The organism is Candidatus Pristimantibacillus lignocellulolyticus (assembly GCA_023639215.1).
In the GTDB taxonomy this organism is placed as follows: Bacteria; Bacillota; Bacilli; order Paenibacillales; family Paenibacillaceae; genus Pristimantibacillus; species Pristimantibacillus lignocellulolyticus.
On record CP097899.1, the window covers coordinates 3,017,732 to 3,034,596 of the forward strand.

Sequence of the window (16,865 nt, forward strand, 5' to 3'; positions counted from 1 at the left end):
TGCCCTACACTCGGCATTTCCTATTTTTAATTAGAATCTTTCGCTAACTTTCTAAATAGTAAAGCTAATTTGAGTTGCATAAGATGACTAACTTTTTTCAAATCTATCTCTAATAATTCGCTTGCTTTATCAAGACGATACAATACAGTGTTACGATGGACATAGAGTGCTTGTGCTGTTTCAGTTACATTCGCTTCATGTTCTAGAAAGGTATCCAATGTTTTTATCATTTCTGTGGAATACTCAACATTTTTGTCCAATAAGGGACGAAGTAAATTTGTGCTGAATTGAGATAGTACAGTTGCAGGAATGTGTTGGAAAATATAGTTGAATTCTAAATTAGAAAAAAGGGTTATTTTACGGGATAAATTGAGTTTTTCGCTGAGGTGCTCAGCATGTTCACATTCATCTTTTGCAGCGAGTATATCAGCTAAATTATATTTTGGTTTACTAATGTAGCATCGAAGTTCAGCTGGGTCGTTATCATGTAGAAGTTCTTCGAATACCGAACTTATTTGATCTGAAAAGTCGATAATCGTAAGCTGTTTTCTTTCTTGTTCCGGCAAAGTAATTATCGAAATCATATGTTCATTGTGAAAAAGGTGATAGCATTTCTTATGTTGTAGATAAGGATGATAAATTAGCTCTCTCCTTAATTTGCGCAAATCCTTAGAGAGGGAATAGAGTTGATGTGAGCTAACGACAGTTTTAATGCAAATATAAGCAATTTCCTGAGTTTGAGCCTGCAAAGCGCGAGTTTGTTCTAAAAATTGTTCTGGTGATATTTTGCGTTGGAGATATCGATCGATGGCTAATGTCCAATGATAACTGTCAATAGACTGATAGTCGTCTTGAAAACGATCCATATGGAACGATAATATTTCAGCTGCTTGATGGAACAATACCTCTTCTTTTTGAATGGTATTTGAGTTGTCAGGCATAATGAGCAAGTAGCCAATGCAATTTTCCTCTTGCAGTAATGGAACTGCACAGATCCATCCGTTTGTAGCGCGCTTTTTAGTATACCGCGGGTTCCAAGGCCAATCCTTAAGTATCTCTTCTTCTGACCAACTGCAAGTATTGTAAAGTATTTGCCCTCTTGTACCAATGATAGCGATTGGATGAGATAGAATCTCACCAATACGTTCAAAATAGTGTTCTGAATCCCCAGGTTGTAATGCAAATCTAACGAGATTTTTCTGAATAGTTAGTGCATCTTGAAGTGGACGAGTATTTTTTTCGATTTCCATTTCTATTAGAGCACTCATTTGATCGGCAAATGTGAATTCGTAAGGTAATTCTAATAATGGAAAATGTAATCGATTAGCTTCATTGATAACAATTTGTGGGATTTCATTCCAATATCGACCCAATTTAATACCTAATCCCGCTGCATTACTATCATTGAGTTTTTGTAACAAATTTAAAAAGTCTTCAGGAGTATCTTTAATTGCAAATGCAGTAGTGAACACCATTTCCCCAGCTTTAATCCAATCCGTTACATCAGGAGCGTCCATCGTATTAACAGATTTAATCACTCGATTCAAGCCTTCCGCTCCTGCAACTATTCTCGCTCTAGATAATGGATAATTTTGGAGAGCTTCTTCTATGGTGAGATTCATAGGGGTATCCCTCCTTTAACTCTATATGTAATAAAATATAACATATTACATAAAAAGTCGATAATAATTTTATTCTCATTGTGTGTTTATACAAAAAGTAAGCCGATATTCATATATATATCTAAAATAGTGTTAGTTATATTAACAATAGAGGATAGGTTGGTTATAAGTAAATTAATTTCAGATAAAAATATTTATTCGCATAACAGCTTTTGCTTCCTTCGATAACATATTCGTAAACTAATTCTAAAATTATGTTGTAAAAAATAAAGATTTAGGTCTATATTTATACATATCGTAAGTGAAATGATAAAAGTTCAATCTATTTGTACATGTTATGAAGAAGGCGAGGAGGAGTTGGGAAATGAATAATCAACAAAAAAGTGAGCGTGGAAACATAAATATTGATGAAATAGATAGAAAAATCATCTCAGAGCTCAATCTGAACGGGAGAATATCTTACACAGAGCTAGCGAAGACGATAGGGTTATCTCGTGTTGCGGTGCAAGGCAGAGTCAATACACTAATAGAACAAGGAGTAATTGAACGATTTACTGCTGTCATTAATCCAGAGAAAGTAGGTATACAGGTCTCTGCATTTTTTAATGTAGAGGTAGAACCCAAACATTTACATGAAGTGGCGGATCAATTATCTGAGGAACCAGTTGTAACAAGTTTGTATCATATGACTGGTCCTAGTAAATTACATATGCATGGACTATTTCGAAATAATGAAGAAATGGATCGCTTTATGAAGGAGAAGCTGTATGTGTTGCCAGGAATTATGAGTGTAGACTGTCAACTACTTATTAATCGATACAAGAGTCGCATGGGAATGAGGTTATAATTAATGAAGGAAAAGCAAAAAAGTCGCCCTTATATACAGCTGATGTGGGGCATGATGAAGACAGGAATTGTCGGTTTCGGTGGAGGACCTTCTGTCATACCATTAATTCGGCATGAAGCAGTAAAGACATACCAATGGATTAATGATGATGAGTTCGGTGAGATATTAGCTATAGCTAATGCTTTGCCAGGTCCGATCGCTACTAAGATTGCTGCCTATTTGGGTTATCGTATAAAGGGTGTGAAGGGTGCAGTGGTTGCTGTACTTGGTCATATTCTCCCTTCTAGCTTAGCGATGATTCTATTAATGTCAGGCGTGTATTTCTTAAGTGCGTCACCTATCATTCAAGGGATGATTAGTGCAGTTATTCCAGTTGTAGCTGTTATGCTCGGTGTAATGATGTATGAATTCGGACAAAAAGCAGTTAAAGGGCTTGGGATTTATCTAGGTATAGTATCTTTCGTTCTGGCATTTTTATTATTACAAGTGATCGAAATTCATCCTGCTATCGTTATTATAGTATTTCTATCTTATGGTACTGTACATTTCCGTATAATGTCGAAGTGGAAGGCGAAACGACAACAGAGAGGAGATACATAGTGTGGATTGGTTAGAATTAGTTTGGTTATTTATTGGTTTTTTTGTTGCAAATGTGCTCGGGTACGGAGGAGGACCAGCATCAATTCCGTTAATGTATCGTGAAGTGGTTACGAATTATGCATGGTCAACTCCCACAGAGTTTTCTAATATACTAGCACTTGGTAATGCTCTACCAGGACCAATCGCTACGAAGATTGCTGCATTTGTTGGTTATGATGTAGGTGGTGTACTAGGGACGATTATTGCTTTAATGGCAACGATTGTTCCTTCTGCAGTTGCTCTTATATTATTGTTGAGAGTGCTACAAAAGCATCGCCAATCTAATGTAGTAAAGGGAATTGCACTACTTGTTCAACCTGTCATTGCGATTATGATGTTAGTTCTTACTTGGGAAATGGGTCAAAGCTCAATAGAGAGTATAGGTTGGATGCAATCTCTTATTATAGCTGCCATAGCCTTTTGGGCAATGCAGTTAAGGAAGATTCATCCAGCGATTGTTATTTTAGTAGCTTTTGCTTATGGTGGCATTATATTACCGTATTTCTAAGTAAAAGAGCCAAAGAACGATTGCAATCAACCGTTCTTTGGCTCTTTAGTTATGATTAAAGCGTATGTTTCTCAATAAATGCAGTGATCTCATTAAGTTGGGAGTTATTGCTAGATGGTACTGTGTGAGTAGCCCCCCAATATCCTGTTGGTGTTACCCCTTGAGCAGTGAAACCATATAGATCAATATCATGAAGAATACGATGCATATAGCGTAGTGCATCAAGACTTCGTTGCTTGGTAGCAATATTCAGTAAAGAGATCATATTGTTCATATCTTTAGTGAAGTCTGCTTCATCTAATAAATTGTCCCGAATACTTTCGTATTCAGATTGCTGGAGGAAGGCGGACTCTATAATTTTTGACCATAGCTCGTCAGCGTCGGAGGTGTAATGATCAAGTCGTCCACCCATGAGAAAGTAATCAGATTGAGAATGGAGTACCCTTAATTCCTTTATGGCGTTGTACCCTTTAGATCCTTGATCAATTAGATACTCCTGAGACGGGAATTTGATGGGCACATTATTTGTCTCATCAAGTTCTTCTGTCAAGCCATATAAATCAGCATAATAAGCAGTTTTTTGCTTTTCGTCTTCCAATACTTTATTGGCAAATACGATTGTTGCAATCAATAAGGTTAAAAATGCTGCTATACTAATAATACCGATGATTATTCCAATTTTGTTTTGTTTCACGTTTGTTAGCTCCTGTTGAATTGATGACTTCGAGTTTCTTTAAACACTCAAGCATACATTATACTGTAAAAGCTATACATAACACCTTGAAATTTTTGACTTTCAACTATAAAATTTGATTATTAGATGAAATTAATAAAAAGGTATATTATTAATTAGTAATTAGGTCACCACATCTAGCATTAATATGCCCGGAAATGAACAACATAATTAAGGAGTAATATAAGTGATCCAGTTTGAACCAATAACGATAAACCATCTTCAATATATACGTAACATTTATAATGAATATGTTAAAACTACAACAGTATCATTTGACTTAGAGCCCGCAACTATCGACAAAATAAAAAAATTAACGATGCATGACGATGAGCGATTCTGTTCATATGCCATTAAGGACAGTAATGATGTTATTGGATATGTACTTCTATCTCCATTTATCCAAAAACACGCTTGTTATCGCACGGCAGAAGTAACAATCTATCTTGATGTTCGTTACGGTAGACGTGGCATTGGTAGTCAAGCGCTTGAATTTATTGAAGAGCAAGCTCGAGCGAACGGTTTCCACACGTTAATTGCAGTCATTTGCACTGAAAATGAAAGCAGTATCGCTGCATTTACTAGGAAAGAGTATCAATTGAAAGGTATCATTTCGCAAGTTGCTTATAAATTCGATCGGTACTTGGATGTATGTTATTATCAGAAGTTATTATGGTGAATCAAGTGACAAAGTCGTTGCAAAGGCTCATCAATTACTGTAAATGTGATATAGTAAGAAGAGGACATAATAAGAAAGAAAAGTGGGATACAGATGATTGTCATTAAAACAATGGAAGAAATTATGAAGATGAAGCAAGCAGGAGAAATTCTAGCTGCTTGTCATAAAGAAATCGCAAAAATGATTAAACCAGGTATAAGTACGATGGAAATTGATAAATTTGCTGAAAAATTCATGTTAGATCATGGAGCTACACCAGAACAAAAGGGTTACCATGGATACCCTTTCGCAACATGTGCATCTGTTAACGATGTGATCTGTCACGGTTTTCCTAGTAAGGAAATGATCTTGAAAGATGGCGATATCGTAACGGTAGATATGGTAGTTAATCTTAATGGTTGGCTAGCAGATTCTGCATGGTCATACGGTGTAGGTGAAGTTGCACCACTAACGCAAAAATTACTAGATGTTACGAAAGAATCTATGTATAAAGGGATTGAGAAAGCAGTTATCGGTAATCGTATTGGTGATATTTCAAATGCGATACAAGTTTATGCTGAGGCTGAAGGTTTCTCAGTCGTACGTGACTTTATTGGTCACGGTATCGGATCTGAGATGCATGAAGAGCCACAAGTTCCTCATTATGGACCAGCGGGTAGAGGTACACGCTTGAAAGAGGGTATGGTTCTTACGATTGAACCGATGCTTAATATCGGTAAATACCATGCTAAAGTAGATTCTGATGGCTGGACGGCTAGAACGGTAGATGGTAGCTTATCGGCTCAATACGAGCATACACTTGCCATTACAGCAGATGGACCATTTCTAATTACAAAACAAACTTAATATAATGCCCGAGCATATCATGCCATTCAATTTGGGACTGATATGTTACGGGCATTATTCAGTTTTATGGAATGAATAAACTATAGTCTTAAAGAATAAATATGAGGTGCCTATGTTACACGCATTTTTGCAACAATATAAAGATTTGGTACAACTTAACGACGTTCAACAAAAAGCTGTTGAGCATTTTCAAGGTCCATTATTATTACTTGCATCACCTGGATCAGGAAAGACGACTACCATTATTATGCGAATCGGATATCTCGTTAGCTATCATAAAGTTCAAGCGCACCAAATAATTGCAGTTAGTTTCAGCAAAGCGTCTGCTCGTGATATGAGCTTACGCTATGAGCGGTTTTTCCCTGAACTACCTAAAGTGAAATTTTCTACGATCCATAGTCTTGCATTTGAAATTGTTATACAAGGATTACGGAAACAGGGGATATCTTATGAAGTGATCGATGGTTATGACAACAAAGCGGATGAAGAACTAGAAGAGCAAGAAACTAGACTTCATAAAAATATAATATTACGCCAATTGTATGAAAAGTTATTTCACGAAAAAATGAAAGACGAATTACTTGATGAATTGTTGACATATATAAGCTATGTGAAAAATAAAATGATCCCGCAGGAGCAATGGAATCATATACCTTGTAAAGTGAAACAGGCGGACGAGCTCTTACGTATGTATGAACAATTTAAGCAATCGCAACAAAAATTATTACTAGATTTTGATGATATGCTTGTCTACGCCGAGAAGACATTAAGAGAAGATCTTGCTATACGAAATATGTATAAACGAAGATATCGCTTTATGTTAACTGATGAAAGTCAAGATACTTCACTTATTCAACATCATATTATTGCATTACTTGTAGAGGATCATCATAATATTTGTGTCGTTGCCGATGATGATCAATCGATCTATAGCTGGAGGGGAGCAGAACCATCTTATCTGCTGTCGTTCAAGGAGCATTATCATTCAGCTGAAATTATGTATATGGAGCAAAACTATCGTTCTTCTCAAGAAATCGTAACAGTAGCGAATCAATTTATCCGGAAAAATCATAATCGATATGCTAAACATATGTTTACTAAAAATCCCGCCAGAGAACTCATTCATATTCATGATTTCCCAACTGTACAAGAAGAAATTAACTATATCGCCGATGCATTGCAGCGGTCTGATCAGTTACAAGAAGTTGCCGTATTATATCGTAATCATTATTCATCTATTATGCTTGTTAATGAACTCGATCGTAGAGGAATTCCATTCTATATGAAGGATGGAGATGATCGTTTCTTCTCTCATTGGGTAGTCGAAGATATTTTGAATTTTATGAGATTAAGCTATACCGATCGTAGAATGGATATTTTCGAGAAGTTGGCGATGAAAATGAACGTATACTTATCGAAACAACAAATACTACAATGCAAACAATTGCATGAGCAGGAATCTATTTTTGAATTGTTACTTGCCAAAGTGAAATTAAATGACTACCAACCTGAACTCATTATCCGTGCTCAGCAAACGGTACAATCACTTCGTGATGTAAATCCTGTAGAAGCGATTCGTCTTATTCGCAATGATCTAGGTTATGATAAAGCAATTGTTGGATTATGTGAACGATTAGGTTTTCGTAAGGAATACTTAATGAGTATTCTTAACAGCTTAGAAGGAATAGCAGAAGGGCAACAAACACTGGAACAGTTTGCGAATAGATTAAAGCAACTTGAGCAAGCTCAAAAACAAGCTAAAAATAAAAAACGAGAAGCTGTTGTAACATTGTCGACGCTACATAGCGCAAAGGGATTAGAATTCAACATCGTCTATATGATGGATCTAGTCCAACAAGTTATTCCATCACGCACAGATCAAGATAGTGCAGAATTAATGGAAGAAGCCACTCGATTATTCTATGTTGGAATGACGAGAGCAAGGCATAGCCTGCATTTAATGACTGTGCAAAAGTGGCAAAATGAGCGGGCAAAATCATCTGAGTTTGTCCAAGCGGTAAAAGGAATTCAAAATTTATTGCCGATGATGTTGGAGCAAACATTCTCTTCGCAGATTCAGCAGAAGCTGGATCATATTGTGAATCATCAATCGTCGACGATTACACAATTTAGCACTGTTAAAAGTGTTAAGAAGATAAATGTAAATGCAATTACAGACGCTAATGTGTTAGAAACGGGAATTGTCATTATTCATGAACAATTTGGTGAGGGTACGATAGAAGAAGTTCAAACACCAAAAATTAGAATTAATTTTGTAAAGCATGGTTTGAAAACACTGCAAGTAGAAATGTGCATTACTCAAGGACTATTAGAATTACCAAAAGAACAGAAGCTATTAAATGTTTAGCTACTAGAGTGGCTCCAATTATACAAGAGAACTGATAAAAGAGGATGGAGTAGGTGGATGAGTGACAGTAATGCTTGAACTAAGAAATATTAGTAAAAGCTTTCATGATGATGTCTCGGAGAAGCAATTATTTCAAAATGTTTGTGCCAATATTGCAGATGGGCATCGAATCTGTTGCACAGGCGAGTCCGGACAAGGGAAAACTAGCTTATTGAGAATAATAGCTCGATTAGATACTCCGAGCAGCGGACAGTTATTTTGGCATAATGTCGAAGCCTCTCAATGCGATGTTATGCAATGAAGACAACAGATTCATTATGTAGCACAGCATGCCGTTATGTTGCCAGGTACAGTTAAAGATAATTTACAGTTGCCAAGCTTACTTCATGGAAGAAATTTTCAACAGCAAAAAGCAGAACAATTGATGAACCAATGTGGACTTCATCATATGGATTGGCTAACTTCAGCTGAAAGTCTTTCGGGAGGAGAGAAGCAGCGACTTGCCCTCATTCGTGGATTACTGTTAGAACCAAAGGTATTATTGCTAGATGAAGTGACGGGCTCATTGGATACACATAATCGCAATCTAGTTGAGTCATTATTGCTCCAATGGGTTGAGGAAACAAATGGTTCATTCATTTGGATATCTCATGACCCTGATCAAGTGAAGCGGGTTAGCAGTGAGCAATGGTATTTTTCGCAGCATCAAGTGACGAGTTGTCAGGAGCAATCTTCCTCATGAGCATAATAAGTTTAAGTTTCACTCTACTATTCATTGCCGTAACGATACTTATTTCAATGAAGAAAAAACTGTTGCTAGAGAAAGATATATTTATTGGCACAATACGGGCAAGTATTCAGCTTATTGCTATTGGATATATTCTCAATTATGTATTTGCTACGGAAAATATATGGTTATTTTTTGCGATTATTAGCATTATGATTTTAGTAGCAGCTCATCATGGCGCCAAGCGAGGTAAAGAGTTTCGCGGAGCAATGTGGAAAATAGCTTTATGCATTTTTATTATAGAGATATTTGTTATGTTGATCTTACTTGGCATGAATATTATTGAGCCTACTGCGCAATATATTATTCCACTTAGCGGGATGACAATCGGTAATGCAATGGTTGTGTCTAGTTTATTTCTTACTCAATTGAAACGAGAGGTAGAAGCATCTCGCGGAGAAATAGAAACTTTACTCGCACTTGGAGCTAATGGCAAACAAGCACTTCAAAGCCTACTTGCTCGTTCTGTAAAATTCAGTATGATACCTACAATCGACAGTCTCAAAACTGTCGGCTTAGTTCAATTACCTGGAATGATGACCGGAATGATCATTGCCGGAGCAAGCCCAATCGAAGCAGTTAAGTATCAACTATTGATTCTATTCACACATACAGGTGCAGCTGCATTAATGAGTATTATATTAAGTATGTTATTTCATAAAAGCGTATTAACTAAAGACTTACGGCTACAAAAAAACATCTAGTGAAAGTACAGCTTACATGTTCTCCATAAGCTACAAATACGCATCGAAACTAAACACAAGATAGTCGATTCTGTTATTCTGTATCAATGTTTGTTCAAAATGAAAAATGCCTAGCTTAGAGGAAGGGTACTATTCCAATAAGCTAGGCATTTTTTATCCAATTCATTATTGCATTATAGTAGTGAAATACATCGAAGTAGCGGAGCAAACAGTCGGTGTGGAAAAGCGGTAGCGTTCGGCCTTATACAAGGATTTATACCTTAACAAAATCGATAAATCCTTGTATAAAAGCCGATTGGAGCAACGTACTGTTTGAGCAGCGTCCACCTACGATTGGAGCAACGTACTGTTTGAGCAGTGCCCGCCCCCAGATTGGAGCAACGTCCGCACACTACTTATTAGCTTTCAATAAGAAAAATTCACATGTTTGGCGAGGGTGATAAGTAATATCACCAACAGATGCCTGAGTAACAATCTTTTGTTCATCAAAGCGAACAATGATTGCTTTGTTATCAATAATTTGATTATCTAGAAAGACACGAATTTTTTTTTCTTTATCTAATGCTTCTTGAAAATCAGCATCAGTTATTAAACGGTATAGTAATGCCATATTTCCTCCATTTTCGAGCGTTAATAATTTCTTTATATAGTCAATTATAATCAATTGTAATGAAAAAGCGATCAATAAGAGAAAAGTATATGTATTTTCAAAGTGATATGCTATTACAAGTGGAGCTACTGCCAGCCCGCTCCAAGAACAAAGAACAAATGACTGTTCCAATCGGAGTCCGCTCCGAGAACAAATCACTGTTCCAATCGCCGTTGTCCTCGGATTTATCGTATCGGTCATAGTTGTATAAATCCGAGGACAAAAACGAACGCTATCGCTTTTCCACTAGTGATTAGTTCTCTCCGCTACAGTAGTGGGTAAAACGATGATTAGATCTCTCCGCTATAGTAATGGGTGAAACGATGTCACTTTTTATTCGAATGAAGTATATCTAGTAGATAATAAAAGTTTTAGGAGGAGATAGAATGAAGTTTTCAGTATTTACTGTAATGATGCCTGATTGTAATTTAGAGCAGACGGTGCAACTGCTTCGTGATAATCAATATGACGGGGTAGAGTGGCGTTTTATTGATCCTGATCAATCCAAATCGAGCGAAGCACCATCATTTTGGGGGAATAATTTCTCAACAGTGCCTGCTAGCTCAACGATTGAACACCTTGAGTATATAGGTAATTTGAGTAAGCAATTCGGACTTACACAACCTAATCTTGCTTCTTATATTAAATGTGGCGATTTGGCTGCAACTGAGCAAGCGATGAAGGCTGCTCAAATATTAGGGTCCCCTTCCATTCGCATTGGAGTCCCATCTTATGACGGCACAACATCGTATCAGCAATGTCTTGCTGATGGTAGAGCTTATCTAGATCAAGTGCAACAATTAGCTCAACAATATAAGGTCAAGGGCTCTATTGAGACACATCATGGCAATATTGCTTGCAGTGCATCAGCAGCTTATCGATTAGTTGAAGGGTTCGATCCTAATTATATCGGGATCATTTATGATCCAGGCAATATGGTACATGAGGGGTATGAAAATTACCAGATGGGGCTTGAAATCATCGGTAACTATTTAACACATGTCCATGTGAAAAATGCTACATATGCATTGTCAACTTCAGATGGTATTGATGCTTCCACATGGAAAGTAAATTGGAGTGCTATTGATAAAGGAGCAGCACATTGGCCTAATGTAATTAAGGCGTTGAAGGCGATCGGATACGATGGTTGGATGAGTATGGAGGATTTCAGTCTATCTCAAACAACGGAGTCATTACTACAACACAATATTTCTTATATTAAATCTTTACTTTAACAAAAAAATATAAATTAAGTAGGAGCATAGCTAATCAGCTATGCTCCTACTTAATTTTCCAGTAAACGATAATCTTCTTTTTTGCCTGGCCGAAGCATAAGAATAATAAGGCTAGTACAAAGGAGGTTCCGATGTGGCTAAATGGGGGAAAAGAGGGGTTCTATGGCATGTGACAGAATTACTAACAGCTATCAGTGATTCCTTACAAATAGGAAGTTCATCTCAGACTAAAGGATGGAAAAGGAAAAACTCTATAGGTGAATGGAATGCGTCGCCTCAATCAACGAAACAGATGAACTTCAAAACAGTGAAACCTGCGAAAAGATTGACGGGGTTTATGTCTCAACCAGTCAAAGTACATGCAACAAAACAGAAGAAAAAATGGGGATTCAAAAAAACGAGTATGGTAGTGCTTGTTATTATTTTAGTAATTACGATTCCGACCTTCGTTTTCGTAGAACGGAATTTAAGAGAACCACTTATGCATGTTGCGAAAATAAGGGTAAAGCAAATTGCAACGCAAGCCATTAATGAGGCGATTACTGAACAGGTTGCACAACAAGCGCAGACCGAGGAACTTATTGATTGGAAGATGGACAGCAATGGGAAAATTTCGGGGTTCATGCTAAATTACTCCGAGCATATGAAAATTACTTCAGCAACCATTGAGACGGTTCAAAATTCATTGTCTGATCTTCAAGAAATTCCCGAGCATATTCCAATTGGCCATGCATTTAATAGTGCATTAATCTCAAATTATGGACCTAAAATACCAGTTACATTTGAACCACTTGGTGCTGTAAAGGTTGAATTAAATACAAGAGAAAAAAATGCGGCTATAAATATGGTACTTGTAGAGGTATACATTAAGGTGATAACAGAGATCTCAATCATTATTCCATTTGATACTGACCCAGAATTAGTGGAAGCGGAAATACCCATTTCATATTTGCTCGTTGTAGGTGATGTACCTATGTATTATTACGATAGTACGGGTAAGCCAGTCGGCGATTCAGCCCCTCAAGCTCCAAATATTTCGGTTCCACTTTCAGAGGGTGCAGGAATCTCAAGTGGAACAAAAGAGGAACACCCGCAGACGCCATTAGACGGTAACATGATCGAGACTCCGTAACCGCTCTAAGAGCAAAACACTTTTCTAATCGCTTTTCCAATAATGATTAGTTTTTTCTGCTACAGCATAGGATGAAGAAAAACAAAGTAAAGCGTAAGAGACTTGACCTTATTGGCGAAGTCTCTTACGCTCTTCATTTTCCCATCGTTTTAAGCTCGGATATGGATCAAATGCCCATTCAATGTACCCACGATCTGAATAGATGCCGTAATGCAAATGCGGAGGGAATTTGCCCGAGGTGCCAGGTTTACCATATCCAGAGCTACCAACCCAACCAATGACCTGACCGGGAGTTACAACTTGACCTATCGTTAGATCTTTTGAGAACCCTTGTAGATGGGCGTAATAATGATAATGATTGTTAAGGTCGCGAATACCAATTCGCCAACCACCATAGCGATTCCAACCTTTAATCTCAACTATGCCATAACATGTGCTTTTCACATTTATTCCGTATCCCGCAAAAAGATCAGTACCTTCATGGATTCGTTTTCCACCCCAACCTCGACCAGCCCCCCATGTATCACGATAAGCATAGATTGAACCTAGAGGCAGAGGAAAGGCATGTTCGAACAAATCAAGCTTGTTATACTCGCTATAAATTCGTTCGAATTGTTGTATTCTTTGGACAGCTCTACTATTTTGATAGTAATCCCACAATCCAATAGATACTCCTTCGTCTGAAGTGCCTTTTTCACTTACAGCATAAAGCACGGAATATAACAGATCTGAATCATCGTATCTTGAGACGATGTTATCACTATTGCCATCTCTGCCAATCCCATCAAACCATTGTATGGAATTTGGATGTTGATCGTTTTGATCGGGATTAAGTGTTCCCACCCAATCAAGTTCATCAACATATATTCCAACTTCATTTCCAAGTTTAGGTCGAGCCTTAGGACGAGCTTTAGATATGGTTCGCTCATATTGATCGATCGCTGCAATCCATTGCCATCTTATATTTGTCTGCAAGGACATACTTTCGTATAGTTGCATTCGCTGTGTAAAGATATCCTCATCTGATTGCTTTCCAGGTTCAACGGCATATGTAGAATGTGACGGAATGGAAGCATAACTGAAAAGGAAGATGATTACAATAACTGTTAATCTGCGAATTTTGAACAATGTGATCATCCTTTCAAGGATTGGTTGCTATATATAGTTCTCGAAAATAATGAAAAATATCCGAGGGGAGAGTAGTTCTAATCGAATTGGGTCTTTTTATTTCAAAAAATATGATATAATAATGTCAATGTCGTCAACAGAAAAGTATTCGAAAGCAGGTACCCTTCGATGAAACAACGTGAAAAGCTCGAAAAGCCAGACTGGCTTCGCATTAAATTAACTACGGGTGGAAACTACTCAGAGATTAAGGATATGATGCGTACTAAAACGCTACATACCGTTTGTGAAGAAGCGCGTTGCCCTAATATATATGAATGTTGGACAAATCGTACGGCAACGTTTATGATTTTGGGAGATATTTGCACCCGTGCATGTCGTTTTTGTGCAGTTAATACCGGGATGCCAACTGAACTTGATCTACAAGAACCAGAACGTGTTGCTGAAGCTGCCGAGCAGATGGACTTGCGCCACTGTGTTGTTACTTCTGTAGCTCGTGATGATCTTGCTGATGGTGGAGCAATGATTTTTGCAGAGACAATTCGCGCTCTGCGCAAGAGATTACCATTCTGTCGTGTTGAGGTGCTTATACCAGACTTCATGGGGAATTGGGATGCTTTGCAGGTTGTAATGGATGCAGGTCCTGATATATTAAATCATAATATTGAAACAGTATCTCGTCTTTCTGATCGTGTTCGTGCGAAAGCGAAATATGAGCGTTCACTTGAACTTCTGCGTCGTGCCAAAGAAATGAAACCGAAAATTCCTACTAAATCAAGCATTATGCTTGGCGTAGGGGAACAGTGGGATGAAATTTTGGAAGCGATGGACGATTTACGAGCAGTAGATTGTAATATTTTGACTTTAGGTCAATATTTACAACCTACTCCAAAACATTTACAAATTGATCGATATGTTCACCCCGATGAATTTGCGAAATTGAAACAAGAAGGATTACGTCGTGGATTTAGGCATGTTGAGTCTGGACCGCTAGTTCGTAGTTCTTATCATGCACATGAGCAAACTGATTCTGCACATGCAGCAATTGAAGCAGAAACACAATTAAAATCTATGTCAGAATTAGCCGATCAGGTACAAACGCCTTCATCAGGCGCTTGCTCGAGTATGCTGGTCTAAAGCTAGGAAGAGGTGTTGCAATGGCTTTAATTCATATCACAGGCAAATCATATGAATTAATTATCGAAAATCGTAGCGGTTGGAATGTCGAAGCTTTTCGTAATCGATACAGTGAAGTATTAGAACGATATGATTATATCGTTGGAGATTGGGGCTATAATCAGCTTAGACTTAAAGGTTTTTTTCGAGATGGCCATCAAAAAGCAACGAAAGATTCTACATTCTCCTATGCTACGGATTACATCAATGAATATTGTAATTTCGGTTGTGCATATTTTGTTTTAGAGAAAAAAATAGATGTATCAACTGAGCGAAATGAAGAAGATATTTATATTGATGAATTAGAAATTATTACTGATGAACCTACAAATAATGAAGAGAAATCTGTAACAGTGTCTTCAACAGGTACGGAGGGTAAATCTTCTAACCAAGAACATAGAAGAAAACCATCTCATAAATCGAATGATACTGGTGTGGAGAAATATTTTGAGAAGTCGAGTGAAAAGAGTAAGCAACGTAATGGCAACCGACAAAACTTGAAAGTTCATGCTGAAGATAATTCAGGTGCTAAGACGGAAGGGAAGAAGGAAAGTAGACCTGACGGTAAACAAAAGCGTAAAGAGCATTACTACCGTAAAGGAAACCGTTCCCAAGATAAAAAAGTAAAAGCCAATAAATCGCAGTCGGAGCAACTATCGACTGTATCAGAATAACGAAAAGAGCTGTAATAACTAGTTAGGATTGTTTAACAGTCCTGGCTAATTGTTACAGCTCTTATTTGTTTCATTCTACAATAGTATTTATTAGTTTCCGAGGATACCGATGGACAAATTCTATTTGGCGATAAAACCTACCTTATAAACGCGGTCGCTCACCTTGGTTTGCCTCGATAGAGGTTTTCTCATGTAATGGAATCTATACCAATGAAAGCATTACGTACTCGATTCCAGAATGGAAATGGACGGTATCGTGCAAATTGAACTTTTTGGTCTGAAACGAAGCATTTGATTGATACAACATCATTAAACATCGTGCTGACATGATCAACACTTACTTGAACGCGCTGTTGCTTCATACTTATAATATCGCAATAATGATGTTTAGGTAATAATACGGAAGAGCCTAATGTGCGATAGACGAGATTATTGATCGATGCAAGTTCGGTAATTTGTAAAGATTCAATGGAAGGATGAACAATTGAACCACCTAAGCTCTTATTATATGCCGTACTGCCTGAAGGGGTAGAAATGACAATCCCATCACCACGAAACATTTCAAATTGTTCCCCATTAATGTTCACTTGAGCAACCATCGTATTATCAACACTTTTCAAGGTGAATTCATTTAGTGCAGAATAATGAAAGGTGCCAGACTTTGTAACAAGTTCAATATTGGCGATCGGGTATTTCACAATAGTAGGTTCAATGCTACACATTTTCTCTAATAACAGTTCAAGTTCATCGGCTTTCCAATCAGCATAAAAACCAAGATGTCCAGTATGAACGCCAACGAAAGAAATATGATCAATTTGTGAAATGTATTTATGGAAAGCTTTCAACAGAGTTCCATCTCCGCCGATAGATATCACTATATTAGGTTCTTGTTGATTGTGCTGAAGACCTTTACTGTTGGCGTGTTGGATGAATTGATTAGCTAGTTGCTTCGATAGTGAATCTCCACGGTCAATAACAGCGTATTTCAAAATGATAAACCCCTTTGCAAGTTCCTTATTCTACCACAATGTTATTTATTAATTTCTGAGCATAGCGAAGGACAAATTATATTTGGCGAAAAAGCTACCTTATAAACGCGGTCGCTTATCCTTGAATTGCCTCGGTAAAGATTTTCTCATAT

16 protein-coding genes and 1 pseudogene are annotated in these 16,865 nt (G+C 37.3%); 12 read left to right on the top strand and 5 right to left on the bottom strand.

Features of this window, described 5'->3' with window-relative positions:
• Positions 1-26: 26 nt before the first annotated feature.
• The gene (locus tag NAG76_12705) at positions 27-1,622 is read right to left on the bottom strand and encodes a PucR family transcriptional regulator ligand-binding domain-containing protein (GenBank protein ID URN92713.1); all 1,596 of its coding nucleotides are present in this window, start codon (positions 1,620-1,622) and stop codon (positions 27-29) included.
• Between the two features lie 364 nt (positions 1,623-1,986).
• Here NAG76_12705 and NAG76_12710 point away from each other — a divergent pair, with 364 nt between their 5' ends.
• Genes NAG76_12710 through NAG76_12720 form a run of 3 tightly spaced genes read left to right on the top strand, consistent with a single transcriptional unit; the run spans position 1,987 to position 3,616 of the window.
• Positions 1,987-2,469 carry an Lrp/AsnC family transcriptional regulator gene (locus NAG76_12710; protein URN92714.1) on the top strand — a complete coding sequence of 161 codons (483 nt, stop codon included), beginning with the start codon at positions 1,987-1,989 and terminating at the stop codon, positions 2,467-2,469.
• Positions 2,470-2,472: 3 nt separating this feature from the next.
• On the top strand, positions 2,473-3,069 hold the full coding sequence (locus tag NAG76_12715; protein URN92715.1) for a chromate transporter: 597 nt from the start codon (positions 2,473-2,475) through the stop codon (positions 3,067-3,069).
• A gap of 1 nt (position 3,070) precedes the next feature.
• Positions 3,071-3,616, top strand: a complete 546-nt coding sequence (locus tag NAG76_12720) for a chromate transporter (GenBank protein URN92716.1) — start codon at positions 3,071-3,073, stop codon at positions 3,614-3,616.
• A 55-nt stretch (positions 3,617-3,671) separates the two neighbouring features.
• Here the strand turns inward: NAG76_12720 and NAG76_12725 are convergent, their stop codons facing one another.
• Positions 3,672-4,310, bottom strand: coding sequence for a hypothetical protein (locus NAG76_12725; GenBank protein ID URN92717.1), 639 nt, complete (start codon positions 4,308-4,310; stop codon positions 3,672-3,674).
• A gap of 226 nt (positions 4,311-4,536) precedes the next feature.
• Here NAG76_12725 and NAG76_12730 point away from each other — a divergent pair, with 226 nt between their 5' ends.
• The 5 genes and pseudogenes from NAG76_12730 (at position 4,537) to fetB (ending at position 9,733) form a co-directional block, all read left to right on the top strand.
• A complete protein-coding gene (locus NAG76_12730) occupies positions 4,537-5,028 on the top strand; it encodes an N-acetyltransferase family protein (GenBank protein URN92718.1) in 492 nt (163 codons plus the stop codon).
• Positions 5,029-5,121: 93 nt separating this feature from the next.
• Positions 5,122-5,874, top strand: coding sequence for a type I methionyl aminopeptidase (map, locus tag NAG76_12735; GenBank protein ID URN92719.1), 753 nt, complete (start codon positions 5,122-5,124; stop codon positions 5,872-5,874).
• A 112-nt stretch (positions 5,875-5,986) separates the two neighbouring features.
• Positions 5,987-8,242 (top strand): ATP-dependent helicase, encoded by a 2,256-nt coding sequence (locus tag NAG76_12740; protein ID URN92720.1) that lies wholly within the window; start codon positions 5,987-5,989, stop codon positions 8,240-8,242.
• Between the two features lie 70 nt (positions 8,243-8,312).
• Positions 8,313-8,984: pseudogene (locus NAG76_12745) on the top strand (ATP-binding cassette domain-containing protein).
• Positions 8,981-9,733 (top strand): iron export ABC transporter permease subunit FetB, encoded by a 753-nt coding sequence (gene fetB / locus NAG76_12750; GenBank protein URN92721.1) that lies wholly within the window; start codon positions 8,981-8,983, stop codon positions 9,731-9,733. Before NAG76_12745 ends, fetB begins: the two are co-directional and overlap by 4 nt.
• Before the next feature lie 391 nt (positions 9,734-10,124).
• On the opposite strand, the gene NAG76_12755 is transcribed toward fetB, so the two are convergent.
• Entirely contained in the window at positions 10,125-10,343 is a 219-nt protein-coding gene (locus NAG76_12755) for a hypothetical protein (protein URN96828.1), read from the bottom strand.
• A 425-nt stretch (positions 10,344-10,768) separates the two neighbouring features.
• Between NAG76_12755 and NAG76_12760 the strand changes: the two genes are divergently transcribed.
• Both NAG76_12760 and yunB read left to right on the top strand, forming a co-directional pair.
• Entirely contained in the window at positions 10,769-11,617 is an 849-nt protein-coding gene (locus NAG76_12760; protein URN92722.1) for a sugar phosphate isomerase/epimerase, read from the top strand.
• A gap of 133 nt (positions 11,618-11,750) precedes the next feature.
• Positions 11,751-12,749, top strand: a complete 999-nt coding sequence (gene yunB, locus NAG76_12765) for a sporulation protein YunB (protein ID URN92723.1) — start codon at positions 11,751-11,753, stop codon at positions 12,747-12,749.
• Positions 12,750-12,857: 108 nt separating this feature from the next.
• On the opposite strand, the gene NAG76_12770 is transcribed toward yunB, so the two are convergent.
• A complete protein-coding gene (locus tag NAG76_12770; protein URN96829.1) occupies positions 12,858-13,817 on the bottom strand; it encodes a M23 family metallopeptidase in 960 nt (319 codons plus the stop codon).
• A 228-nt stretch (positions 13,818-14,045) separates the two neighbouring features.
• Here NAG76_12770 and lipA point away from each other — a divergent pair, with 228 nt between their 5' ends.
• Both lipA and NAG76_12780 read left to right on the top strand, forming a co-directional pair.
• Positions 14,046-15,011, top strand: coding sequence for a lipoyl synthase (gene lipA, locus NAG76_12775; protein ID URN92724.1), 966 nt, complete (start codon positions 14,046-14,048; stop codon positions 15,009-15,011).
• A 20-nt stretch (positions 15,012-15,031) separates the two neighbouring features.
• Positions 15,032-15,724: a YutD family protein gene (locus NAG76_12780; GenBank protein ID URN92725.1), complete on the top strand. Its 693-nt coding sequence runs from the start codon at positions 15,032-15,034 to the stop codon at positions 15,722-15,724.
• Positions 15,725-15,912: 188 nt separating this feature from the next.
• On the opposite strand, the gene NAG76_12785 is transcribed toward NAG76_12780, so the two are convergent.
• On the bottom strand, positions 15,913-16,713 hold the full coding sequence (locus tag NAG76_12785; GenBank protein URN92726.1) for an NAD kinase: 801 nt from the start codon (positions 16,711-16,713) through the stop codon (positions 15,913-15,915).
• Between the last annotated feature and the right edge of the window lie 152 nt (positions 16,714-16,865).